This is a genomic window from Methylobacterium sp. J-070 (assembly GCF_022829385.1).
Lineage (GTDB): Bacteria > Pseudomonadota > Alphaproteobacteria > Rhizobiales > Beijerinckiaceae > Methylobacterium.
Map to the genome: position 1 here is coordinate 152,558 of NZ_JAKSXX010000290.1, position 22,554 is coordinate 175,111.

The following is a 22,554-nucleotide window of genomic DNA, read 5'->3' on the forward strand; positions in this document are numbered from 1 at the left end:
ACATCGAAGGCATGTTTACCATGCGCGCCGCACGCGACAGCCTCGCCGACCTGCCCGGGATCGAGACCGCGCGCCTGTCGATCGTCGGCCTGCGGGCGGAGGATGCGCAGGTCCTGCGCCAGCTCACCGACGACCCGGCGATCACCGCGGCCGTGGATTTTCTCCCGGCGCCGTTCACGCTCCAGGATGCCGAGGACCTGATCCGGAGCGGCGCGCGTGGCCAGGACCGCTTTCTCGGCGCCTGGATGCGCACCGGCGGCCTCGGCGCGGGGAAACCGGCGCCGGAGCCGCCCGCGCGCGAACTCGTCGGGGTGGTGGGAACACACCTGCGCGGGGTGGGCGTGATCGAGATCGGCTACTGGATCGGCGGCGCGGCCCGCGGACGGGGCTTCGCCTTCGAGGCGGTCTCGGCCATCATCGGGTCGCTCGGCGCGCGCTTTCCGGCGCGGACCATCGTGGCGGAGTGCCGGCCCGCCAACGTCGCCTCCTGGGGCCTGCTTCAGAAGCTCGGCTTCCGCGATACCGGCGAGGACGGGCACCGTCCGGGCCGCCGGCTGCTCCGGCGGGACTGAAGCTCCGTCGGAGTGCCACCGGCCCGGGTCCGCTTCGCTTTCGGATCGGCCGCAGATCGAGCGCGAGGCCCGCCTGAGCCATCACGGGCCCCGCCTCCGTCCCCTGTCCTCAAACGGCGGCATCGGCCGGCTTGGCCGCCGTCCCGGCCTCGCGGAGCCGCTTCTTCTTGCGGCGTTCACCGATCCGGATCGGCGGCTCGTCGTCGGGTGCCCGCTCGGACAGGGCGAAGCTGTGCAGCTCGTCGACCCCGCGGCCGCCGAAGGACTGCGCCTCGGTCAGCGCGTAGAAGGCCGCGCGCACCACGTCCTTCTTGGACGCCTCGGGGTGCTTCTCGCGGACAGCGCTCCGCAGCGCCTTCGGCGTCATGCCCGGCGCCGCAATGCTGCGCAACGTGGCCGACAAATCTTCGATCGAAACCATTCCGACTGTCCCCGGTCTTCCCATCGCTGGAAGGCGCGGACCGTACATGACTACAGCATGACATTGCAAGTTGTGCGCTCGCCGCGCCCGCGGGACTTCAATGGACCGATGATGGGTCTTGAAACGGACGGATCACTATTCAATATTAATACTCATTATCTTCGTGGATAGACTGCAAGTCTCTCATGCACGACACAAAAAGAACTGCCGCACCGCACATAAAAAACCCCCGGCCTGAGACCGGGGGCTTGTCCAGGGCCGGCCCGGGGGGCCGGCGACGGATGGGGTCGGATCAGAAGGTGATGCCGGTCTCGACCATGTAGCGGTCCTGCGTGGTGCGGTTGCCGGTGCGGCCGAAGCCGGTGCCGAGCGTCCCGTCCGCGAGGCTGCCGCGGGTGATGCCGCCGAGCTCGACATGCGCGTATTCGAGCCGAAGAAAGTAGCGGTCGAACGTGAAGGTCGGGGTGACCGTGACCGAGAAGGCGTTGCTGCCCGCACCGTAGAGCAGGCTGGTGGTGCCGGAGCCCCGAACCCCCGTCTGCTCCTCGTACTCGACGCGGCCCGCCAGGGCGAAGTTCTCGGTGAAGGCGTAGGAGGCCAGCAGCGCGCCGCCATAGGTCGAGGCGCTGGCGAAGATGCCGGCGCGCGGGTCGCGCTCCACGTTGGTGAACTGGAAGTACGGCGAGACGATCCACGGACCGTTCGAGTAGGTGTAGTTGATGTCGAAGATGCCGCTGTTCTGCTGGAAGCCCGGCGTGGCGAACTGGTAGCGCAGGCTGCGGTCGAAGGCGTTCTGCCGGCCCAGATTCAGGCCGCCGTTGACGCCGATCGTGTTCGAATCGTCGAGCTTGTAGGTGACGGCGCCGGTGAACCACGTGATCTCGCCGGAGAAGAACCCGTCGGTCCCCGCGACCGAGACCGACCACGGTCCCTCGGCCCAGTTGAGCTGCACGCCGTGGTTGATGACGTTCTCCTGCACGAACAGCAGGCCGCGGTTGATGTTCAGGTTCTGGAACGTGAACGGCGCCTCACTGCCGATCAGCGTCGGCATCCGGCCGCCCTGGAGCGACCAAGCGTCGTTGATCTGGATCTTGCCGAAGGCGACGGGCAGCGGCGTGAACAGCAGGTCGGTCTGGGTGACCGAGCTGAAGTTGGCGACGCCGAGCTGCGGGATCGCGTAGCCGCCGCCCTGGATGTAGAACTGGAACGTGCCCTCGGCCTTCTGCACCCAGCCCTGAAGGTTCGAGAAGTCGAACCGTGCGACCCGGTCCCGATCCGCCGGCGTCGTGGGCGCCGTGAAGGCGAACGGGTTGCTCTGGGTGTAGCCGTAGCCGGTGAGCGCGCCGCCGATGTAGATGTCGCCGAGGCCGCCGACCGGGAAGCAGGTCGGATTCGGGTTCGCCTTGATCACGCCGTTGAAGGCGGGGCCGATCAGGGTGGCCTTGCAGGGCTCGGCCGGGGGCGGCACGGGAGCCGGCGCCGGGACCGCGAGATCGGCCGCGAGGATGCTGGTCGAAGACAGCAGCACGGCGGCGAGGCCGGTCAGGGTTGATCGCTTCAGCATGGAGATCGCAGCTCGTTGAGGTTCGTCAACGGCCAAGCTGACATCGAGTGGTGAATGAGACAAAATCAAACATCGAGCACTTGCATATTTTTTGAGCATTTCACGACGGCGTGGGTCGTTAGCCGCGCGAATGTGACTTTGTCGCCACATTCGATTTGCCGGCACCGGCGGCATCTTGTGGCGATACGCGGCCGGATGGCCCGATGCTGACGAATGCTGCCGGATCAGCCTGCCGTGCCGATCGAATCGCAGCGAAAACCTCCGAAGTCGTTCCGGGCCAAGCGCTCCGCGAGGGCGGGCAGGAACAGCATCGCCTCCTCGGCCAGCCGCCAGGGCGGGTTGACCACGATCAGCCCGCTGCCGGTCAGCCGCGTCGGATCGTCCGGCCGGTCGATCAGCAGATCGAGGCGCAGCGCCGGGCGGGGGAGCGCGCCGTCGAGGTCCCGGACCATGCGGTCGAGGGCGGCGGCATCCTTGACCGGGTACCAGGCCAGGAAGATCCCGGTCGGCCACTTCGATACGGCACGGGCGAGATGGACGCCGAGGCGCGCGGTCTCGCCGGGGACCTCGTAGGGCGGATCGATCAGCACGAGGCCGCGCCGCTCGGGCGGCGGGATCTGCGCGTTGACCGCGGTCCAACCGTCGAGGTTGAGCACCTTGGTGCGCGGGTCGCGCTCGTAGCGCGCCCGCAGGGTGGCGGCGTCCGCCGGATGCAGCTCCACGAACACGCCCTTGTCGCCGGGCCGCAGCGCCTCGCGGATCAGGGCGGGCGAGCCGGGATACGCGTTGGCGCCGTGATGCGCCCGCACCGCCGCCACCGCCGCCCGATACGGCGCGAGCAGCGCCTCGACCGCGGGCGCGAACGGCGCATCCATCCGACCCCAGCCGTCCCGCCATTCGCCGGTGCGGGCCGCCTCGTCGGCCTCGAGATCGTAGACGCCGAGCCCCGCGAAGGCGTCCAGCGCCCGGAACGGCTTGTCCTTGAGGCGCAGGTGGTCGAGCACCCGCGCCAGCACGAGGTGCTTGAGGACGTCGGCATGGTTGCCGGCGTGGAAGGCGTGCCGATAGTTCATGGCAGCGCCCTCAAGCCGATCGCGCGCCCCGGGTCCAGTGCGCGCCGCCGGAACCGCCGAAAAAACTCAGTGTGCGGCGTCGAGCGTCACCTCGGGAGCCCGGCAATTGCCGCGGGCGACCTCCGGGCAGGGGGTGAAGCCGCGCAGATCCTTGCCGAAGCAGAGGCGGACCTCCTGCAGCCGTCCCCGGTTGCAGGCGACGGCCATCATGTCGGGCCGGAGGCCGCTGTTGGCGGCCACGAAGAGCCGCGCGATCTCGATGGGCGCCAGCGACTGCGGCGGAGACCCGCCCCTGAGCGCGTCCGGGATGGTCACCGCCAGCCGGGCCGCGCGGGCGGCGGCGAAGTAGGCCGCGGGATCGAGGCCCGAACAGGTGCCGTGCTTGCGCCACTCGTAACGGGCGAGCCCCTCGCTCGGATAGACCTGCCCGGCCACCTCCATGGCCTGGCGGGTCGGCGGGCGCACCACCGCGGAGCAGTTCTCCGGATAGCCCCGGGCATATTGCGGCCAGAGCCCGTGCACGACGAAACCGAGATTGCGGCCGGGGGCGCACTGGACGTCGTCCCGCTGGTCGCCCCTGTCGGCGCAGTAGGTTGGCGACCACGACAGGGCCAGCACGTAGAAGTCGAACTCGCCGGGGGCGCCGCGCCGGGCGAAGCCGCCGTAATCCTGTGCCGCGGCCGGGCCGGCGAGCAGCAGGCCGGCGAGGCAGGCGACGAGGCCGCGCATCGTCAGGGACGCGCCATCCGGCAGGCGGTGGCGTAGGCGTAGGCGAGTTCGCGGTCGAGCCCGTGGACGCAGAACTCGACGCCCCAGGTCGCCCCGATGATGCCGAGGCTCTCGCGCACCGAGTAGTCGACCTTGCGGCGGACGCCATCCGAGGTGGTGACGGTGGCGGTGCAGAAGCGGCGTGGATAGGTGTCGAGGCCCCAGGGGCGCCAGGCGGTGCGCGCGATCGTGTCGAAGGACAGGATCGTCATCGACGAGTTCCAGAACTTCGCCTCCTTCTCGGCGAAGTTGGTGGAGAGCTGCTCCAGCACCGAGGGATCCTGGCAGCCGGGGATGTCCGCGTCGAACGGGAAGATCCGCTCCTCGGACGGCTCGATGTCCTCCCGGGCCGAGCGGGCGAGCGCGGGCTGCGCCAGCGCGAGAAGGGCCAGCCCGAGGGCGAGGCCGTTGAGTATCGGGCGCATGGCGCGTGCCTCGACGGGTGTGCGGTCCTGCATCCGCGAACGATGGCCCGGCCGGGACGGCAGTCAAGCTCCGGCTTGGCCGTGACGACGCTTTGACGGGCGGTGCGGCGCGGCCGCTACACTGCTCCGGTCGCTCCCGCAGGTGCCGGCACGCCGTCCAGGCTCCTGGGGCGGGGCCGGACCGGCGGATCGGACGCCCCCGAGACGCCGGCGCAGGGTGCGGTCGTACCCCGTGCGACTGACTCAGGACTGCCGAAGACCCGGCGCGTTCCCTATATAGCGGTGCGAAAAGGGAGACCGTCATGGCCGATACGCCGACCACCAGCCCCGAGGCCCGCAGCGACGCCGAGTGGCGCGCGACCCTCACGCCGGAGCAGTACCGGGTCCTGCGCGAGCACGGCACCGAGCGGGCCGGCACGAGCTGCCTGCTCGCCGAGAAGCGGCCCGGCACCTTCACCTGCGTGGGGTGCGGCCAGCCCCTGTTCGAGCAGGGGACCAAGTTCGAATCCGGAACCGGATGGCCCAGCTTCTTCGAACCGATCGACGGCGCCGTGGAGACCACGGTGGACCGCAGCCACTGGATGGTCCGCACCGAGGTGCACTGCGCCCGCTGCAAGGGCCATCTCGGCCACGTTTTCGACGACGGTCCGGCCCCGACCGGCCTGCGCTACTGCATGAACGGCGCCGCCATGGGTTTTGAGCCGGCAACGTAAGGCAGCCGTCGATTTAATCTGGGTTGCAGAATCGCGGCGCGAGAGTGGGATAGCGGGGACAGAATCCGGTCCGACCGGAACATCGGCGGGTTCCGGTCTTGATTTCGTCGCTTTTTTGCTTAGCGCTGTATACTCTCATGTTGTCGCTGTCCGGTGATTTCCGGCGGAAGCGGTCAGGTCCGATCGAATACGGCGTTGCGGCTCAGCTTATACGTCGCTGCGATCGGTTCCACTTGATCCGTCCCGCCCGAGCCGGGGGACCTGAGGGCTGTCCGCCGGAACGGCGCGCCGCCGGCCTAGCGGGAGGGTTTTTGAGTATATGAGCACCGTTCGCCGATTCCTGGTCGCCCCGTCCCTGGTCCGCCTGATCCGCAAGGAGCGCGGGGGCGCGCGTATCACGGAGGGACACTTCGCGCCGCAGGGGGGCCGCGCCTCCTACGTGCGCGTCGACGGCCAGGTCTGCCAGCTGGTGCTCGTGAACAAGGGGCCCGACGGCATCCCGGTCGAGGAACGGACCGACGTGCCGCGGGCCCACGGCGACGCGCTGCTCGACGTCTGCCCCGGCAAGGCCGCCTACGATCGCAGCACCCTGAGCGCGGGCGGCCGCGAGATCGCCATCGACCGCTACGTCACCCCGGGCAGCCTGGATCTGATCAGCGTCGCGTTCGACAGCGACGGCGAGGCCGCAGGCTTCCAGGCGCCGAGCTGGTTCGGCCGGGAGGTCAGTGGCGAGCCGGCTTATGAGCGGCAGGCCCTGGCCATCCAGGGTGTGCCGGCCGGCGAAGAGGTGGCCCTGAGCAACGCCGCGCTGGAGGCGATCCTCGATCTGATCGAGCCGCGGTTCGGGTTCGGCCGCTACGGCAGCGCCGCGCGGTCGAGCGAGTCCGACGAATCCGCGACGCGCCGCATCGCCACGCCTCCGGCGGCCGCCCCCGCGGCTCCCCCGCCGCCGCCCGCCGTCCCCGTGCCGCCGCCCGCGCCGGAGCCTGTCGAGGCCGCGGCCCCGATGCATGCCGAGCCGGCCCCCGAACACCAGGCCGAGCCCGAGGCGGTTCCCGCCCCCGAACCCGTCCCCCATGCGGCGCCGGCCGCGTCCGAGTCGCCCCCCGCGCACAACGGCGCCGCCGACACCCTCCATGGCGACGCCCGCATCGACGACGTGATCGAGAGCCTGTCGCAGGCGCTCGGCGCGGCGATCCACCAGCAGCCCGATCCCGGATCCGAGAACAAGGACGGGAAGGGCGACGATCCCGGCTCGGTCTTCGAGCGCTGGACCGTGCGCCCCCGCCGGACCCAGCAGCAGAACTGAACCGGCGGCCGAGCGCCCCGGACCGACGACCCGACCCCTTCCGGGCCGCTGTGCGCAACGCGCCGCGGCCCTTCCCTTGTCCGGGACCGGGGCAGCCGAATCGCGCGGGCCGATGACGGCAGCCGGTCAGTTTCGGATGACGACCGCGGCCCCGCCGCGGCTGCGGGCGAGGCCGAACAGGGCGGCCGCGTGGCCGGGTGCGAGGCGGATGCAGCCGTGGCTTGCCCGGCGCCCCAGGGACCCGGTCGCGTAGGTCCCGTGGATCGCGTAGCCGCCCCGGAAGAACATGGCGTGCGGCATCGGCGAGCCGTGATACTTGTGCGAGCGCCACATCGGAGCCATCAGCCCGACCCGATACCGGCCGTTCGGCGTGTAGTAGCCGCTTCGGGCGGTCGAGACCGGCCAGTCATAGGCGGCGATGCCGTCGACGAAGACGCGCATGCGCTGGCGCGACTGGTCGATCTGCGCGACGACACCGGCGGCGGCCCCTTCAGCGGAGCCGAAGACGAGGAGGCCGCACAGAAATCCAGTTCTGGCCCAATCGGGCACGGCCGCGAAGCGCCTCGAGGACATATCGAAATCACCGCGCCAAGACCGGTAGACCTGGCGGGACGCCAGAAGAACCGTGTCAACTGGGATGCGCGCAATCTCCGGGCCGGAGAAGTCTTCCCAGCCGGAATTGACAGGTTTTTGTCACGGATGGTTCTCCGCAGATTACCGAGCGGCCGTTGAGGCGGGGACGGATAATCGCTAGCGTGCCGGCACATTGGGAGGGTGCGCGGCAGTCGCACGGGATGGATATGGCACAGGCAATCCACGCGACGGGTCCGACCACGGCGCCCCGCGAGCCCTGGTACAAGGTGCTCTACATACAGGTCCTGATCGCCATCGCGCTCGGCGTGCTGCTCGGCTGGTACGACCCGGCCACCGGCAAGTCGATGAAGTGGCTCGGCGACGCCTTCATCGGCCTGATCAAGATGATGATCGCACCGATCATCTTCTGCACCATCGTCCACGGCATCGCGTCGGTCGGCGACCTGAAGAAGGTCGGCCGCGTCGGCGTCAAGGCGCTGGTCTATTTCGAGCTGGTCTCCACCCTGGCGCTGCTCGTCGGCGTGCTGGTCGGCGAGGTGGTCCGCCCCGGCGCCGGCTTCAACGCCGACCCGTCGAAGCTCGATGCCAGCAAGGTCGCGACCTACGCCAGCAAGGCGGCGGCCGACTCCACCGTCGCCCACATCCTGGCGATCATCCCGAAGAGCTTCTTCGATCCCTTCGCCACCGGCGACCTGCTGCAGGTGCTGCTGATCTCGATCCTGACCGGCGTCGTGGTGACGAGCCTGGGCGAGCGGGCGGCTTCGGTGAACCACGCGATCGACACCGCCGGCCAGATCTTCTTCAAGATCATCGGCATCGTCGTGAAGCTCGCCCCCGTCGGCGCCTTCGGGGCGATGGCGTTCACGATCGGCGAGTACGGCATCCAGAAGGTCTACGATCTCGCGTGGCTCGTCGGCACCTTCTACGCGACGGCGATCCTGTTCGTGGTCGTGGTGCTCGGGGCCATCGCCCGGGTGGCGGGCTTCTCGATCCTGCGCTTCCTGGCCTTCATCAAGGACGAGCTGCTGATCGTCGTCGGCACCTCGTCCTCCGAGACGGTGCTGCCGCAGCTGATGACCAAGATGCGCCGGCTCGGCGCCTCGGACTCGGTGGTCGGCCTCGTCGTGCCCACCGGCTACTCGTTCAACCTCGACGGCACCAACATCTACATGACGCTGGCCACCCTGTTCCTGGCGCAGGCGGTGGGCGTCGATCTCAACTTCACCCAGTACGCCACGATCATCCTGGTGGCGATGCTGACCTCGAAGGGCGCCTCCGGGGTGACCGGCGCGGGCTTCATCACCCTGGCGGCGACGCTGTCGGCGATCCCCAACAGCCCGGTCCCGGTGGCCGCCATGACCCTCGTGCTCGGCATCGACAAGTTCATGTCCGAGTGTCGGGCCCTCACCAACCTCGTGGGCAACGGCGTCGCCTGCGTGGTGGTGAGCCGCTGGGAGGGCGAACTCGACGTCGCCAAGCTCAACGAGGTGATGGCCAATCCGATCTCCATCGGCACCCACATCACCGACGCGGCGCCCCAGCCGATGGCGTCCGACAACAAGGTCGCCGCCGCGGAGTGATGGGTTCGCCCGCGCGTGGGTCCGGGGCTCGGCCCCGCCTTGGCATCGATCTCGGCGGCACCAAGATCGCCGGGATCGTGCTCGACCGGGACGGATCGACCCTGGCCGAGGCCCGGATCGCCGCCCCGCGCGGCGACTACGCGGCCACCCTGGCGGCCGTGGCCGGCCTGGTGCTGCATCTCGAAGCCGAGGCCGGCACCCCCTGCAGCGTCGGAATCGGCATGCCGGGCAGCCTGTCCCCGGCGACCGGCCTGGTGCGCAACGCCAACTCGCACTGGCTCAACGGCCGCCCCTTCGCGGTCGACCTCGGGGAGCGCCTGAGGCGGCCCCTGCGGATCGAGAACGACGCCAATTGCCTGGCGGTGTCCGAGGCCATCGACGGCGCGGGCGCGGGGGCCCGCGTCGTCTGGGCGGTGATCCTGGGCACGGGCGTCGGATCCGGCATCGCCGTCGACGGGCGGGTGCTTCCGGGCCGCAACGGCATCGCGGGCGAGTGGGGCCACGGCCCCCTGCCGTCGCCCCGCGACGACGAGCGGCCGGGTCCCGCCTGCTATTGCGGCCGCCGGGGTTGCGTCGAGACATGGCTGTCGGGCCCCGGGCTGGCAGCGGACCATGCGCGGCGGCACGGCGGCAGCCTCACCGGCGAGGCCGTCGCCGCCGCGGCCCGGGCCGGCAGCCCGGACGCGCAGGAGACCCTCTCGATCCACGTCGAGCGTCTCGGGCGAGCGATTGCCCAGGCGGTGAACCTCCTCGACCCCGATGTGATCGTGATCGGCGGCGGCCTGTCGCGGGTCCCGGAGCTGATCGCCGGCCTGCCGGCCGCGATCGCCCCGCACGTGTTCGCGGACGCCTTCGACACGCCCGTGCGGGCGAGCCACCACGGGGACGCGTCGGGGGTGCGGGGGGCGGCGTGGCTGTGGGCGGCGGATGCCGCCTGACGCGGTCCTGGAAGAACCGCGGGGCCCGCCTCCGGCCGTGGGCCGACGCGGTGATCGCCGGCGACGCAGAGACGTTCGAGCAGGCGGGGCGGGTCTTCGCCGCCGCGAAGGTGCGGGATCACGCCGCCATCGCCGCGGCCAAGCGGGTCCAGCGCCTGGAGGACGAGGGGCGCCGGCCGCTCGCCCAGTATCGGCGCGCCGAGTTGACCCAGATGTACAGGAACATCTTCCAGCCGGACCCGCCCTCTCATCGGGCTCGAAACGCGTTCGTGCAGAAGCGCCCTGCCTGCTGCTCCCCAGCCTCGGTGCGCCTGCCCGTCGGCGCGGCCCAGAGCGCGTCGGCCGGGTCGCTGCCGCCGCTGGCCGACAGGCCGTGCGCCGCGGCGGCGGAATGACCGACGCGCCCCGGACCGGGCCACCGGTCCGGCGCCGGGCGGACCGGTGGCGACGACCCGCTCCGCAGCCCGGCTGACCGAGACGTTCCTTGCGACGGCGCGGCGGACGGGGCAGGAGAGCCCCGCCTCAGCTTCGTAGCCCCGATGATCGTCCGCACCCGACCCAACCTCCTGACCCTGCTGTTCACCCTGCGTGGATCGATTCTGCCTCGGGTGGCGCCCAAGCTGGCCGGGATCGTCGCGGTCTCCTGCGCGGTGGTCTGGGCGGAGGCGCGCTGGCCCGCGGCGTTCCCGATCACCGCGGGCGTCACGCCCTTCACGGTGGTCGGCCTCGCCCTGTCGATCTTCCTGAGCTTCCGCAACAACGCCTGCTACGAGCGCTGGTGGGAGGCGCGGAAGCACTGGGGCAGCCTGATCGGCGAGGTGCGCAACCTCGCCCGCGCCCTGCCGGCGCTGCTGCCGGCGCAGGAGGCCGCGCCCCACCTCCGGCGCCTGTCGGCCTTCGCGCACGGCCTCCACGCCCGGCTGCGCGACCTCGACGAGGCCGCGGCGGTGGCGCGGACGTGTCCCGGATCGGACCTGTCCGGCCCGAACGCCACCGACTCCGTCTTGGCCGCCATGACCCGCGATCTCGCCGCGCTGACGCGCGCGGGCCGGCTGAGCGACATCCAGTTCGGCATCCTGGAGGCGCGGATCGAGGCGTTGTCGGGGGTCCACACCGCCTGCGAGCGGCTCGCCAACACGCCGCTGCCCTTCGCCTACACGCTCTTGGTGTACCGGACCGCATGGCTCTACTGCCTGCTCCTCCCGGTGGGGCTCACCGGCGCCCTGGGCTGGGTGACCCCGGTGGTGGTGGCGCTCGTCGCCTACACGTTCTTCGGCCTCGACGCCCTCGGGGACGAGTTGGAGGAGCCCTTCGGCACGGAGCCAAACGACCTGCCCCTCGACACCATGGTCCGGACCGTCGACCGCATCGTGCATCACGCCCTCGGCGAAGCCATGCCGGAGGCCCTGCAGCCGGACCGCTACCGGCTCCGGTAGGCCGCAGGGTTCCCGCCTGCGCGGATCCGAAATGCCCAGGAGGGTGCAGCCCGAGCGCGGCATCGAAGATCCCGCTTGCGCCCGCGCCAAAACGGACATAAACATATCTTTATGTCTATCGATGGCAGGCAAGTGGCGGGATCGATCCCCTTCCCGGACGCGTTGGGCGTCCTGCGCGCGGCCGCCGAGGAGACGCGCCTGCGCATCCTGGCGCTGCTCGTCGAGGGGGAGTTGTCGGTTTCCGACCTCACCGACATCCTCGGCCAGTCGCAGCCGCGGATCTCCCGCCATCTCAAGCTCCTGGTCGAGGCGGGTCTGGTCGAGCGCCACCGCGAGGGCGCCTGGGCCTTCTTCCGGCTGTCCGAGGGCCGCGCCGGCTTGGCGGATCCGCTCCTGTCCGGGCTCGACCGGACGGTGCCGCCCCTGTCGGAGGATCGCGCCCGGCTCGACGCCGTCCGGACGCAGCGGGCCGAGACAGCCCAGACCTTCTTCGCCCGCCTCGCGCCCAAGTGGGACGAGCTGCGCTCCCTCCAGGTGCCGGAGGCGATCGTCGAGGCTGCGGTGCTCGATGCCCTGGGCGAGCGGCCCATCGGCAGCCTGATCGATCTCGGCACGGGCACGGGGCGGATGCTGGGCCTGCTGGCGCCCCGGGCGGCCCGCGCCACCGGCCTCGATTCGAGCCACGCGATGCTGTCCGTCGCCCGGGCCAACCTGGAGCGGCAGGGGCTGTCGCGGGTCGATCTGCGGCAGGGCGACATCCACGCGCCGCCCTTCGCCAGGGCGAGCTTCGACCTCGTGGTGGTGCATCAGGTGCTGCACTATCTCGACGATCCGGCCCGGGCGCTGCGCGGCGCGGCACGCCTGGTCGCCCCGGGGGGGCGCCTCCTGGTGGTCGATTTCGCCCCGCACGAACTCGAATTCCTGCGGATCGGTCAGGCCCACCGGCGGCTCGGCTTCTCCGCCGATCAGGTCTCCGGCTGGCTCGCCGAGGCTGGACTTGCCACAATCGCCACCCGCGATCTCGCACCCCGCGAGTCGGGCCAGCTCACGGTGACCCTCTGGCTCGCCCAGGACGGTCTGGCCGACCAGGATACCGAACCGCCGCAGCGCGCCGTCGCCTGAGGCCCACCACCCCTCGCAGACCCTTCGCAGACCCATCGTCTGACCCGATCGACACAGAGGACGAGACCCGATGCGCCGCTCCACCCACCGCGCCAGCCGCGACGGCTACCTCCCGATCCGCGTCTCGATCGAGTTCTTCCCGCCGAAGACCGACGAGATGGAGAAGATCCTCTGGGCCTCGATCGAGCGCCTGGCTCCGCTCCAGCCCAAATTCGTCTCGGTCACCTACGGGGCCGGCGGATCGACCCGCGAGCGCACCCACAACACGGTCGCCCGGATGGTCCGCGAGACCACGCTCAAGCCCGCCGCGCACCTCACCTGCGTGGACGCCACCCGCGCCGAGATCGACGCGGTGGTCCAGTCCTACTGGGATGCCGGCGTGCGCCACATCGTGGCGCTGCGCGGCGATCCCGCCGAGGGCGTCGGGAACGCCTACAGGCCGCATCCCGAGGGCTACGCAACCACCGCCGAACTGGTCGCCGGGATCAAGCGGATCGGCGACTTCAAGGTCTCGGTCTCGGCCTACCCCGAGAAGCACCCGGAGGCGGCGTCCCTGGACGCCGACATCGACGCCCTGAAGGCCAAGGTCGATGCCGGCGCCGACCAGGCGATCACCCAGTTCTTCTTCGAGAACGAGGTCTACCTGCGCTATCTCGAGAAGGTCCGGGCCGCCGGGATCACCATCCCGATCATCCCGGGCATCCTGACGGTGCAGAACTTCAAGCAGGCGGCGAACTTCGCCCGCCGCACCGGCGCCTCGGTGCCCTACTGGCTGGCCGCCCGGTTCGAAGGGCTGGACAACGACGTGGAGACCCGCCGCCTCGTCGCCGCCGCGGTGGCGGCCGAGCAGGTGCTCGACCTCGTGGACGAGGGGGTCCAGGACTTCCACTTCTACTCGATGAACCGATCCGACCTCGTCTACGCGATCTGCCACCTGCTCGGCCTGCGCGCGCAGGCGCCGAAGCTGGTGGCGGAGAAGGCGGCGGCTTAAATTCCGCCTGCGCCCGGTTCGGGCGCGGAAGGGGGCACCATCATGGCCGAGCCGCAGGATCTGATCGTTCCGCTCCTCCGGGAGATGAGAGCGGAGATGCAAACGAGCTTCGCTGACGTCCGTCCGCAGTTCGAAGCCGTCGATGCACGCTTCGACAGGTTAGAACGGCGGTTCGACAATCTGCGTGAGGCCGTGAACGGCGAATCGGTCCTCGGTCGCTACGCCGCGGCGGGGGTCGCGGGGCGGCTCAGCGCGATCGAGAGGCGCCTCGCTGCCCCGGAGAAGGCAGGCTGACCCGGCCCAGCCCAGACTGAAGCGTCGCATTGGTTTGCTTCGCTTCGCTCGCAAAGATCGCGACGTGTCCGAGCCGACTGCTCGGGCGCGCACGAGAGACCGAAGAACCCACCCTCCACCTCATCGGAAGGTGCCGCGCGAGCGGCCTCGAAGGAGGGCTCCAGGGAACACCGAGACTTCTGGAGGGCTCCTTCGAGGCCTCCGCTTCGCTCCGGCACCTCAGGATGAGGTGATCTGACAGGACGCACAATGACCGATTTTCCCCCCGTCGACGGCCCCGAGATCGCCCGGGCCCTGCGCCAGCGCGCGGCGGAGAAGATCCTCGTCCTCGACGGGGCGATGGGCACCGTGATCCAGCGGCTCACGTACTCGGAGGAGGACTTCCGCGGCGACCGGTTCAAGGATCACGGCCACGATCAGAAGGGCAACAACGACCTGCTGATCCTGACCCAGCCCGACGCGATCCGGCAGATCCACCTCGACTACTTCCTGGCCGGCGCCGACGTCTGCGAGACCAACACCTTCTCGGGCACCACCATCGCCCAGGCCGATTACGGCATGGAGTCGATCATCCACGAGCTGAACCGGCAGGGCGCAAGGCTCGCCCGGGAGGCCGCCCGGCTCGCCGAAGAGAAGGACGGCCGCCGCCGCTTCGTGGCCGGCGCCATCGGGCCGACGAACCGCACCCTGTCGATCTCGCCGGACGTGAACAACCCGGGCTTCCGGGCCGTCACCTTCGACCAGGTGAAGCAGGCCTATGTGGAGCAGATCCGCGGGCTGATCGACGGCGGCGCCGAGCTGATCCTGATCGAGACCATCTTCGACACGCTCAACGCCAAGGCGGCCGTGGCGGCGGCCTGGCAGGTCTTTGACGAGACCGGCATCCGCCTGCCCGTCCAGATCTCCGGCACGATCACCGACCTCTCGGGCCGTACCCTCTCGGGCCAGACCCCGGCGGCCTTCTGGCATTCCCTGCGCCACTCGGACCCGCTGACCTTCGGCCTCAACTGCGCCCTCGGCGCCCGCGAGATGCGCGGCCACATCGCCGAGCTGTCGCGGATCTGCGACACGCTGGTCTGCGCCTATCCGAATGCCGGCCTGCCCAACGAGTTCGGCCTCTACGACGAGAGCCCGGAGGCGATGGGCAAGCTGGTGGGCGAGTTCGCCGAATCCGGCCTCGTCAACATGGTCGGCGGCTGCTGCGGCACCACCCCGGACCACATCCGCGCAATCAGCGAGGCGGTCGCCGGCAAGGCGCCGCGGCCGATCCCCGAGATCCCGCGCCTGATGCGGCTCTCGGGGCTGGAGCCGTTCGTCCTGACCAAGGAAATCCCGTTCGTGAACGTCGGCGAGCGCACCAACGTCACCGGCTCGGCCAAGTTCAGGAAGCTCATCACCAACGGAGACTACGCGGCGGCGCTGGACGTCGCCCGCGACCAGGTTGCGGCCGGCGCCCAGGTGATCGACGTCAACATGGACGAGGGCCTGCTCGACTCCCAGAAGGCGATGGTCGAGTTCCTCAACCTCGTCGCCGCCGAGCCCGACATCGCCCGGGTGCCCGTGATGGTCGATTCCTCGAAGTTCGAGGTGATCGAGGCCGGACTCAAGTGCATCCAGGGCAAGCCGATCGTGAACTCGATCTCCATGAAGGAGGGCGAGGAGAAGTTCATCCACGACGCCAAGGTCTGCCGCTCCTACGGCGCCGCCGTGGTGGTGATGGCCTTCGACGAGCAAGGGCAGGCCGACACGCAGGCGCGCAAGGTCGCGATCTGCACCCGCGCGTACAAGATCCTGACAGAGCAGGTCGGCTTCCCGCCCGAGGACATCATCTTCGACCCGAACATCTTCGCGGTCGCCACCGGCATCGAGGAGCATAACGGCTACGGCGTCGCCTTCATCGAGGCGACCCGGCAGATCCGCCAGACCCTGCCGCATGCCCACATCTCGGGCGGCGTCTCGAACCTCAGCTTCGCGTTCCGCGGCAACGAGCCGGTGCGCGAGGCGATGCACGCGGTGTTCCTGTTCCACTGCATCCAGGCCGGGATGGACATGGGCATCGTCAATGCCGGCCAGCTCGCCGTCTACGACGAGATCCCGGCGGAGCTGCGCGCATTGTGCGAGGACGTGGTCCTCAACCGCCGCGACGATTCCACCGAGCGCCTGCTGGAGTCGGCCGAGCGCTTCAAGACCGGCGCCTCGGCCCAGGCCAAGATCGCCGACCTGACCTGGCGCGAGGCCCCGGTCGAGAAGCGCATCGAGCACGCCCTGGTCAACGGCATCACCGAGTACATCATCGTCGACACCGAGGAGGCGCGAGCGCAAGCCGAGCGGCCGCTCCACGTCATCGAGGGCCCGCTGATGGCCGGCATGAACGTGGTCGGCGACCTGTTCGGCGCGGGCAAGATGTTCCTGCCGCAGGTGGTGAAGTCCGCCCGGGTGATGAAGCAGGCGGTCGCCTATCTCGAGCCCTACATGGAGGAAGAGAAGCGCGCCAACGGCGGCGACGGCAAGCGCCAGGCCGCCGGCAAGGTGCTGATGGCCACCGTGAAGGGCGACGTCCACGACATCGGCAAGAACATCGTCGGCGTCGTGCTGGCCTGCAACAACTACGAGATCATCGATCTCGGCGTGATGGTGCCGGCCGCCAAGATCCTGGAGACCGCCAAGCGCGAGAAGGTCGACATCGTCGGCCTGTCGGGCCTGATCACCCCGTCGCTCGACGAGATGGTCCACGTGGCCGGCGAGATGGAGCGCGAGGGCTTCGACGTGCCGCTGCTGATCGGCGGCGCCACCACGAGCCGCGTCCACACGGCGGTGAAGATCCACCCGGCCTACGCCAAGGGTCAGGCGGTCTACGTCACCGACGCGAGCCGGGCGGTCGGCGTGGTGTCGAGCCTGATCTCCAAGGAGACCCGCGGCGCCACGATCGAGAAGGTCCGGGCCGAGTACGCCAAGGTCGCCGACGCCCACAGGCGCGCGGAGGTCGACAAGCAGCGGCTGCCGCTCGCCAAGGCGCGGGCCAACGCCTTCAAGATCGACTGGTCGGGCTACGCGCCGAAGAAGCCGGCCTTCACGGATGCGCGGGTGTTCGGCTCCTACGAGGTCGCCGACCTCGTGCCCTACATCGACTGGACGCCGTTCCTCCAGACCTACGAGTTCAAGGGCCGCTTCCCGGCGATCCTGGACGATCCCGAGCAGGGCCCCGCGGCCCGCGCCCTCTACGAGGATGCGCAGGAAATGCTGAAACAGATCGTGGAGGAGCGCTGGTTCAACCCGAAGGCGGTGATCGGCTTCTGGCCGGCCAACAGCGTCGGCGACGACATCGCGCTCTACACGGGCGAGAGCCGGCAGGAGCGGCTCGCCACCTTCCACGGCCTGCGCCAGCAGCTCTCGAAGCGCGACGGGCGGCCCAACACCTGCCTGTCGGACTTCGTGGCTCCGGCAGAGACCGGCATCGCCGACTATGTCGGCGGCTTCGTGGTCACGGCGGGGCTGGAGGAGGTGCGCATCGCCGAACGCTTCGAGCGGGCGAACGACGATTACCGGGCGATCCTGGTGAAGGCGCTGGCCGACCGCATCGCCGAGGCCTTCGCCGAGCGCATGCACGAGCGGGTGCGCCGGGAGTTCTGGGGCTACGCCGCCGACGAGACGTTCACCCCCGCGGAACTGACCTCCGAGCCCTATGCCGGCATCCGCCCGGCCCCCGGCTACCCGTCCCAGCCCGACCATACCGAGAAGACGACGCTGTTCGATCTGCTGAAGGCCGAGCGACGGATCGGCGTGAAGCTCACCGAGTCCTACGCGATGTGGCCGGGCTCGTCCGTCTCGGGGATCTACATCGCCCATCCGGAGGCGCATTACTTCGGCGTCGCCAAGGTCGAGCGCGATCAGGTCGAGGATTACGCCGACCGCAAGGGCATGGATGTGGGCGAGGTCGAGCGCTGGCTCGGGCCGATCCTGAACTACGACCCGGCGCGGTATCTGGCGCAGGCGGCGGAGTAGGGCGGGGGCCTGCGCTCTCCCCGCCCGGCATCGCGGGCGCCGCGAAGCGCCCCCGGGGCAGCGTGAGGTCGGCCAGCGTTGCCCCGGCCTCTTCGCGGAACGCGCAGGCACGGCGGGTTGCGGCAGGGACGGGGTGATGCGGCGTCGGAAGGGGCCTCAGGCGGCCTTCCCGATCGTGAAATCCACGTGCACGGCATCGTAGGGGAACACGATCCGCACGTCGTCCGTGCGTCCCAGGATGCCGGCGTTCAGAAGCGCGTGCACGTCGGCGTGCGTGTTCTTCACATCCCGATCCAGCAGCCGTGCCACGGCGCGCAGCGACATGGGCTCCTGCCCCGCGAGTGCCCCGAGAAGCGCCCAGCGACGCGGCGTCAGCACGGTCCACAATCCCTCGACGGTGGGAAAGGAGACAAACGCGCCCTGCGCCTCTCCGCGGAAGGCAGCCAGGGCGCGGGCACTGGCCTCCTCGAGCGAGGAAACGCCAATGATTACGGTCCTCATGGCTGCCTCCAGGGTTCGACATCGGCCCAGAAATCGGCCCGCAAGGCCTCCGGGCAGGTGAAGCGGTAGGGGGAACTCCTGCCCGCCGACGTGCTTATGGTCGCTCTTTCCGGCCTCGTTGTCGTAGCGGAGCACGCACACGCGATCGACCACGAGAGCGAGCCGATACTTGAAGCCGTGGGGGCTCTCGCGAACCGGAGCCGGCGCGCTTCAGACCACCATCTCGGCGAACGACCGCTCAGGGATGATCGCGATCCTCTCCTTGGGCAGCAGTTCGGCCTTCATGTCGGCCAGGATGGTGCCGGTGGCGGTCGTTGGCAAGTGGACCAACAGGCGTCGCGCCGGCGCGCGGCCGGCGGGCGCGGCGCTCCTCTGACTTGCTTCGCTGCGCTCGCAACGACGGCGGATTCCGGCAGGAACGGCGCGTTACGAGGCTGGCGGCAAGGCCCTGCCGCGGGCGCGCGGAGTGCCGGCGGATGCCGGCCTGCCCGGTCACCGGGTCGATCCGGTAGACGTTGCCCGGAAGTTCGGGCGCCGCCATCGACTCGTGCGGGTTCGGCCCGAAGGCCGGATCGGTGAACCAGACCGCGCCGTCGGAATGGCAGACGACGTCGTTGGGCGAGTTCAGCGGCTTGCCGTCGAACCGGTCCATGAGCGTGGTGATGGTGCCGTCATGCTCGGTCCGGGTGACGCTGCGGGTCTTGTGCTGGCAGGTGATCAGCCGGCCCTGCCGGTCGCGGGTGTTGCCGTTGGCGTAGTTCGACGGCTTGCGGAAGACCGAGAGCGCCCCCGACGCCTCCTCCCATTTCATGATCCGGTCGTTGACCACGTCGCTGAACAGCAGCGACCCCATGTCGCCGAACCAGACCGGCCCTTCGGCCCAGCGCAGTCCCGTCGCGACCCGCTCCACCGTGGCGGAGGCGAGGCGGTACCGGGCGAAGGCCGGGTCCAGCACCTCGACGGCCGGATCCGGCACGCGCTGCGACGGCTCCCAGCCCGCTCCCGCCGCCCGCGCGGCGCCGAGCAGGGCCGCTCCGGCGAGCAGGCCCCTGCGCGCGATGATCGCCATGTCGCCTCCCTGTGGTGATGGCCCGCCGCTCTTCGGCGGCTCGGACCGGTCAATGGATCTCGGGTTCGGGAATGCCGCCCGCGCCTTCCAGGAAATCGAAGTCGCAGCCCTCGTGGGCCTGCCGCACGTGCTGGGCGAACAGGCGGTTGTAGCCCCGCGGATAGGCCCGGTCCGGGGGGCGGAACGCCTTCACGCGCTCGGCGATCTCGGCATCGTCCAGGTGCAGGTGGATGCGCCGCCCGGGCACGTCCACCGTGACGAGATCGCCGTTGCGCACGGCGGCGAGCGGGCCGCCGGCGGCCGATTCCGGCGACACGTGCAGGATGCAGGCGCCGTAGCTCGTGCCGCTCATCCGGGCGTCCGAGATCCGGACCATGTCGCGCACGCCCTGCCGGAGCAGGACCTTGGGGATCGGCAGCATCCCCCATTCCGGCATGCCGGGGCCGCCGATCGGGCCGGCATTGCGCAGGATCATGACGTGGTCGGGGGTGACATCGAGGTCGAGGTCGTTCACCGCCGCGGTCATGGCGTCGTAATCGTCGAAGACCAGGGCTGGCCCGGTATGCTTGAGGAAGCGCGGGTCGGCGGCGGGCGGCTTGATCACGCAGCCGTCCGGGGCGAGGTTGCCGTACAGGATCGCGGTGCCGCCGGTGGCCACGATCGGCCGGTCCAGCGGGCGGATCACGTCGTCGTCGTAGACCCGGATGCCCGCGAGTCCGTCGCCGATCGTGCCGCCGGTGACCGAGCGGGCGTCGAGGTGGAGGAGGGGGGACAGGCGCGCCATCAGGGCGCGGATCCCGCCGGCGATGTGGAAATCCTCCATGAGCCACTGCCCCGAGGGCCGGAGGTTGGCGATCACCGGCACCTTCTGGGCGAACTCGTCGAATTCTGTCAGCTTGACCGGGATGCCGGCCCGGCCCGCCATCGCGACGAGGTGGATCATCGCGTTGGTGGAGCCGGCGAGCGCGTTGTGGACCACGAGGGCGTTGTCGATCGAGCGGCGGTCGAGGATGTCGGAGGGCTTCAGGTCCTCCCAGATCATCTCGACGATGCGCCGGCCGCAGGCGCTCGCCATGCGGGGATGGTCGGCGTCGGCCGCCGGGATCGAGGCCGCGCCGGGCAGCGACAGGCCGAGCGCCTCGGTGATCGACGTCATGGTCGAGGCCGTGCCCATGGTCATGCAGGTGCCGGCGGACCGGGCGATGCCGGCCTCCATGTCGTTCCACTCCTGCGTGGTGATGGTCCCGGCCTCCTTCTCGGCCCAGTATTTCCACACGTCCGAGCCCGAGCCGAGGATCTTGCCCCCGAAATGGCCGCGCATCATCGGGCCCGCCGGCAGGAAGACCATCGGCAGGTTCATCGAGATGCCGCCCATCACGGTGCCGGGCGTGGTCTTGTCACAGCCGCCCATCAGCACCGCGCCGTCGACGGGGTGCTGGCGCAGCAGTTCCTCCACCTCCATGGCGAGCAGGTTGCGGTAGAGCATCGTGGTCGGCTTGACGAAGTTCTCCGACAGTGACAGCGCCGGCAATTCGATCGGGAAGCCCCCCGCCTGCCAGACGCCGCGCTTCACGTGCTCGACGCGCTCGCGGAAGTGCTGGTGGCAGGGGTTGATGTCGCTCCAGGTGTTGATGATGCCGATGACCGGCTTGTCGCTGAAATCGGCGCGCTCGTAGCCCATCTGGAGCATGCGCGAGCGGTGGCCGAAGCTGCGCAGGTCGGTGGCGCCGAACCAGCGCTGGCTGCGCAGCTCGCCCAGGGTCTTCTTGCGCGCGGTCATGGCGATCTCTCCGGGTCTCACGCGTTCGGGCGGGCGGGGCGGACGGCCCCGGTCGCCACCGCCTCCGTGGCCGGCGCCTGCGGGCGGATCGACACGAAGGCGAGGGCCGCCGAGGCCAGCGCGCAGCCCGCCAGGAAATAGAGGCCGGCCTCGTAGGTGCAGGTGGCATCCTTCAGCCAGCCCAGGACGTAGGGGCCGACGAAGCCCCCGAGATTGCCCACCGAGTTGATCAGCGCGATGCCGCCGGCGGCGGCCGGGCCCGAGAGGAACTCCGCCGGAAGGGGCCAGAAGGCGGGCTTGGTGCCGTAGAGGCCGACGGTGGCCACCGACATCGCCACGAGGGCCCATAGGCTGCCGAGCAGCGGCCCGGAGGCGATCAACCCGATGGCGGCGACGATCGCCGCGATGACGAAGTGCCAGCGCCGCTCGTTGCGCCGGTCCGACGACCAGCTCCAGGCGACCATGCCGATCGTGCCGACCACGTAGGGCACCGCCGTGGCGAGGCCGGTCTCCCAGTCGGTGAGCTTCAGGCTCTTCAGGATCGGCGGCATGAAGAAGGTGATGCCGTAGGTCGCCGTGACGATGGTGAAGTAGATCGCCGCCAGCGTCAGGACCCGGGAGTCGGTCAGCGCCTGCCGGAGCGTGAAGTGCCCGTGCGCCTTGACGGTGCCGCGGCGCTCCGTCTCGAGGGTCTCCTCCAGCCAGCGGCGCTCGTCCTCGGAGAGCCACTTCGCCTTCGCGGGTCGGTCGGTCATCAGCGCCAGCACCACGAAGGCCAGGACGATGGCGGGACCCGCCTCGACGAGGAACAGCCACTGCCAGCCGTGCAGGCCGAGCGTCCCGTCGAGCTGGAGCAGCGCCCCCGAGATCACCGCGGTCAGGGCGTTCGAGCCCGGCACCGCCAGGAACAGGGCCGCCACCACCCGGGCCCGGTATTTCCGCGGGAACCAGTAGGTGAAGTACAGGATCATGCCGGGGAAGAACCCGGCCTCGGCGACGCCCAGCAGGAAGCGCATGATCAGGAAGCTGACCGGACCGGCGATGAACGCCATGCCGCCGGCGATCAGCCCCCAGGTGATCATGATCCGGGCGATCCAGATCCGCGCCCCGGTGCGCTCCAGGAGGACGTTGCTCGGGACCTCGAAGAGGAAATAGCCGAGGAAGAAGATGCCCGCGCCCCAGCCGTACAGGTAGGACGAGAAGCCGAACTCGCGGTTCAAGCCGAACGAGGCGAAGCCCACGTTCGTCCGGTCCATGTAGGCGACGAAGTAGATCACCACGATCAGCGGCAGCAGGCGCCACGACACCTTGGAAACCGTCCGCCGCTCGATCTCCGGCGCCGCCGCGATCGCTGGAATGCCCGCCGCCATGGCGCCCTCCGAAATCCTATCGTGGTGGTCGT

The 22,554-nt window shown here is 70.1% G+C and carries 21 protein-coding genes; 11 read left to right on the forward strand and 10 right to left on the reverse strand.

The features are described from left to right. The first annotated feature begins 11 nt into the window (after positions 1-11). Complete coding sequence (locus MKL01_RS32745) at positions 12-572, forward strand: GNAT family N-acetyltransferase (protein ID WP_243909470.1); 561 nt, start codon at positions 12-14, stop codon at positions 570-572. 109 nt (positions 573-681) lie between these two features. Here MKL01_RS32745 and MKL01_RS32750 read toward each other — a convergent pair whose 3' ends face one another. From MKL01_RS32750 to MKL01_RS32770, 5 genes are all read right to left on the reverse strand, one after another. Beyond that, on the reverse strand, positions 682-993 hold the full coding sequence (locus tag MKL01_RS32750; RefSeq protein WP_243909340.1) for a hypothetical protein: 312 nt from the start codon (positions 991-993) through the stop codon (positions 682-684). A gap of 292 nt (positions 994-1,285) precedes the next feature. Next, positions 1,286-2,557, reverse strand: coding sequence for an outer membrane beta-barrel protein (locus tag MKL01_RS32755; protein ID WP_243909341.1), 1,272 nt, complete (start codon positions 2,555-2,557; stop codon positions 1,286-1,288). Positions 2,558-2,781: 224 nt separating this feature from the next. Next, positions 2,782-3,630: a 23S rRNA (adenine(2030)-N(6))-methyltransferase RlmJ gene (locus MKL01_RS32760; protein WP_243909342.1), complete on the reverse strand. Its 849-nt coding sequence runs from the start codon at positions 3,628-3,630 to the stop codon at positions 2,782-2,784. Positions 3,631-3,696: 66 nt separating this feature from the next. Continuing rightward, positions 3,697-4,359 carry a ribonuclease T2 family protein gene (locus MKL01_RS32765; protein ID WP_243909343.1) on the reverse strand — a complete coding sequence of 221 codons (663 nt, stop codon included), beginning with the start codon at positions 4,357-4,359 and terminating at the stop codon, positions 3,697-3,699. Positions 4,360-4,361: 2 nt separating this feature from the next. Next, positions 4,362-4,823, reverse strand: a complete 462-nt coding sequence (locus MKL01_RS32770; protein ID WP_243909344.1) for a hypothetical protein — start codon at positions 4,821-4,823, stop codon at positions 4,362-4,364. 302 nt (positions 4,824-5,125) lie between these two features. On the opposite strand from MKL01_RS32770, the gene msrB reads away from it, so the two are divergent. Beyond that, complete coding sequence (gene msrB, locus MKL01_RS32775; protein WP_243909345.1) at positions 5,126-5,536, forward strand: peptide-methionine (R)-S-oxide reductase MsrB; 411 nt, start codon at positions 5,126-5,128, stop codon at positions 5,534-5,536. 319 nt (positions 5,537-5,855) lie between these two features. Then, positions 5,856-6,845: a hypothetical protein gene (locus MKL01_RS32780; RefSeq protein ID WP_243909346.1), complete on the forward strand. Its 990-nt coding sequence runs from the start codon at positions 5,856-5,858 to the stop codon at positions 6,843-6,845. 126 nt (positions 6,846-6,971) lie between these two features. Here the strand turns inward: MKL01_RS32780 and MKL01_RS32785 are convergent, their stop codons facing one another. After that, positions 6,972-7,418: a L,D-transpeptidase gene (locus tag MKL01_RS32785; RefSeq protein ID WP_243909347.1), complete on the reverse strand. Its 447-nt coding sequence runs from the start codon at positions 7,416-7,418 to the stop codon at positions 6,972-6,974. Positions 7,419-7,645: 227 nt separating this feature from the next. On the opposite strand from MKL01_RS32785, the gene MKL01_RS32790 reads away from it, so the two are divergent. The 8 genes from MKL01_RS32790 (at position 7,646) to metH (ending at position 17,802) form a co-directional block, all read left to right on the forward strand. Beyond that, complete coding sequence (locus MKL01_RS32790; RefSeq protein ID WP_243909348.1) at positions 7,646-9,019, forward strand: dicarboxylate/amino acid:cation symporter; 1,374 nt, start codon at positions 7,646-7,648, stop codon at positions 9,017-9,019. Continuing rightward, entirely contained in the window at positions 9,019-9,957 is a 939-nt protein-coding gene (locus MKL01_RS32795) for an ROK family protein (protein WP_243909349.1), read from the forward strand. The genes MKL01_RS32790 and MKL01_RS32795 overlap by 1 nt, the downstream gene beginning before the upstream one ends. Positions 9,958-10,007: 50 nt before the next feature. Further along, positions 10,008-10,352: a hypothetical protein gene (locus MKL01_RS32800; protein WP_243909350.1), complete on the forward strand. Its 345-nt coding sequence runs from the start codon at positions 10,008-10,010 to the stop codon at positions 10,350-10,352. Between the two features lie 144 nt (positions 10,353-10,496). Next, positions 10,497-11,393, forward strand: coding sequence for a bestrophin family protein (locus MKL01_RS32805; RefSeq protein WP_243909351.1), 897 nt, complete (start codon positions 10,497-10,499; stop codon positions 11,391-11,393). A 111-nt stretch (positions 11,394-11,504) separates the two neighbouring features. Then, the gene (locus MKL01_RS32810; protein ID WP_243909352.1) at positions 11,505-12,515 is read left to right on the forward strand and encodes an ArsR/SmtB family transcription factor; all 1,011 of its coding nucleotides are present in this window, start codon (positions 11,505-11,507) and stop codon (positions 12,513-12,515) included. Between the two features lie 70 nt (positions 12,516-12,585). Then, positions 12,586-13,506 (forward strand): methylenetetrahydrofolate reductase [NAD(P)H], encoded by a 921-nt coding sequence (metF, locus tag MKL01_RS32815; protein WP_243909353.1) that lies wholly within the window; start codon positions 12,586-12,588, stop codon positions 13,504-13,506. 42 nt (positions 13,507-13,548) lie between these two features. Next, positions 13,549-13,800, forward strand: a complete 252-nt coding sequence (locus tag MKL01_RS32820) for a hypothetical protein (RefSeq protein WP_243909354.1) — start codon at positions 13,549-13,551, stop codon at positions 13,798-13,800. A 249-nt stretch (positions 13,801-14,049) separates the two neighbouring features. Beyond that, positions 14,050-17,802, forward strand: a complete 3,753-nt coding sequence (gene metH, locus MKL01_RS32825) for a methionine synthase (RefSeq protein ID WP_243909355.1) — start codon at positions 14,050-14,052, stop codon at positions 17,800-17,802. A gap of 156 nt (positions 17,803-17,958) precedes the next feature. On the opposite strand, the gene MKL01_RS32830 is transcribed toward metH, so the two are convergent. The 4 genes from MKL01_RS32830 to MKL01_RS32850 form a co-directional block, all read right to left on the reverse strand. Then, entirely contained in the window at positions 17,959-18,303 is a 345-nt protein-coding gene (locus tag MKL01_RS32830; RefSeq protein WP_243909473.1) for a transcriptional regulator, read from the reverse strand. 238 nt (positions 18,304-18,541) lie between these two features. After that, a complete protein-coding gene (locus MKL01_RS32840; protein ID WP_243909356.1) occupies positions 18,542-19,372 on the reverse strand; it encodes an SMP-30/gluconolactonase/LRE family protein in 831 nt (276 codons plus the stop codon). A 49-nt stretch (positions 19,373-19,421) separates the two neighbouring features. Then, complete coding sequence (gene araD / locus MKL01_RS32845; protein ID WP_243909357.1) at positions 19,422-21,152, reverse strand: L-arabinonate dehydratase; 1,731 nt, start codon at positions 21,150-21,152, stop codon at positions 19,422-19,424. 17 nt (positions 21,153-21,169) lie between these two features. Continuing rightward, complete coding sequence (locus MKL01_RS32850; protein WP_243909358.1) at positions 21,170-22,522, reverse strand: MFS transporter; 1,353 nt, start codon at positions 22,520-22,522, stop codon at positions 21,170-21,172. Positions 22,523-22,554 lie beyond the last annotated feature (32 nt).

Excerpts from the sequence above, each read along its gene's own strand:
- MKL01_RS32765 (WP_243909343.1), bottom strand. The coding sequence starts at position 4,359 with ATGCGCGGCCTCGTCGCCTGCCTCGCCGGCCTGCTGCTCGCCGGCCCG.
- MKL01_RS32810 (WP_243909352.1), top strand. The coding sequence starts at position 11,505 with ATGTCTATCGATGGCAGGCAAGTGGCGGGATCGATCCCCTTCCCGGAC.
- MKL01_RS32795 (WP_243909349.1), top strand. The coding sequence starts at position 9,019 with ATGGGTTCGCCCGCGCGTGGGTCCGGGGCTCGGCCCCGCCTTGGCATC.
- MKL01_RS32745 (WP_243909470.1), top strand. The coding sequence starts at position 12 with ATGTTTACCATGCGCGCCGCACGCGACAGCCTCGCCGACCTGCCCGGG.
- MKL01_RS32850 (WP_243909358.1), bottom strand. The coding sequence starts at position 22,522 with ATGGCGGCGGGCATTCCAGCGATCGCGGCGGCGCCGGAGATCGAGCGG.
- MKL01_RS32830 (WP_243909473.1), bottom strand. The coding sequence starts at position 18,303 with ATGAGGACCGTAATCATTGGCGTTTCCTCGCTCGAGGAGGCCAGTGCC.
- MKL01_RS32770 (WP_243909344.1), bottom strand. The coding sequence starts at position 4,823 with ATGCGCCCGATACTCAACGGCCTCGCCCTCGGGCTGGCCCTTCTCGCG.
- metF (WP_243909353.1), top strand. The coding sequence starts at position 12,586 with ATGCGCCGCTCCACCCACCGCGCCAGCCGCGACGGCTACCTCCCGATC.
- msrB (WP_243909345.1), top strand. The coding sequence starts at position 5,126 with ATGGCCGATACGCCGACCACCAGCCCCGAGGCCCGCAGCGACGCCGAG.
- MKL01_RS32750 (WP_243909340.1), bottom strand. The coding sequence starts at position 993 with ATGGTTTCGATCGAAGATTTGTCGGCCACGTTGCGCAGCATTGCGGCG.
- metH (WP_243909355.1), top strand. The coding sequence starts at position 14,050 with ATGACCGATTTTCCCCCCGTCGACGGCCCCGAGATCGCCCGGGCCCTG.
- MKL01_RS32755 (WP_243909341.1), bottom strand. The coding sequence starts at position 2,557 with ATGCTGAAGCGATCAACCCTGACCGGCCTCGCCGCCGTGCTGCTGTCT.
- MKL01_RS32820 (WP_243909354.1), top strand. The coding sequence starts at position 13,549 with ATGGCCGAGCCGCAGGATCTGATCGTTCCGCTCCTCCGGGAGATGAGA.
- MKL01_RS32840 (WP_243909356.1), bottom strand. The coding sequence starts at position 19,372 with ATGGCGATCATCGCGCGCAGGGGCCTGCTCGCCGGAGCGGCCCTGCTC.
- MKL01_RS32760 (WP_243909342.1), bottom strand. The coding sequence starts at position 3,630 with ATGAACTATCGGCACGCCTTCCACGCCGGCAACCATGCCGACGTCCTC.
- araD (WP_243909357.1), bottom strand. The coding sequence starts at position 21,152 with ATGACCGCGCGCAAGAAGACCCTGGGCGAGCTGCGCAGCCAGCGCTGG.
- MKL01_RS32785 (WP_243909347.1), bottom strand. The coding sequence starts at position 7,418 with ATGTCCTCGAGGCGCTTCGCGGCCGTGCCCGATTGGGCCAGAACTGGA.
- MKL01_RS32790 (WP_243909348.1), top strand. The coding sequence starts at position 7,646 with ATGGCACAGGCAATCCACGCGACGGGTCCGACCACGGCGCCCCGCGAG.
- MKL01_RS32780 (WP_243909346.1), top strand. The coding sequence starts at position 5,856 with ATGAGCACCGTTCGCCGATTCCTGGTCGCCCCGTCCCTGGTCCGCCTG.
- MKL01_RS32805 (WP_243909351.1), top strand. The coding sequence starts at position 10,497 with ATGATCGTCCGCACCCGACCCAACCTCCTGACCCTGCTGTTCACCCTG.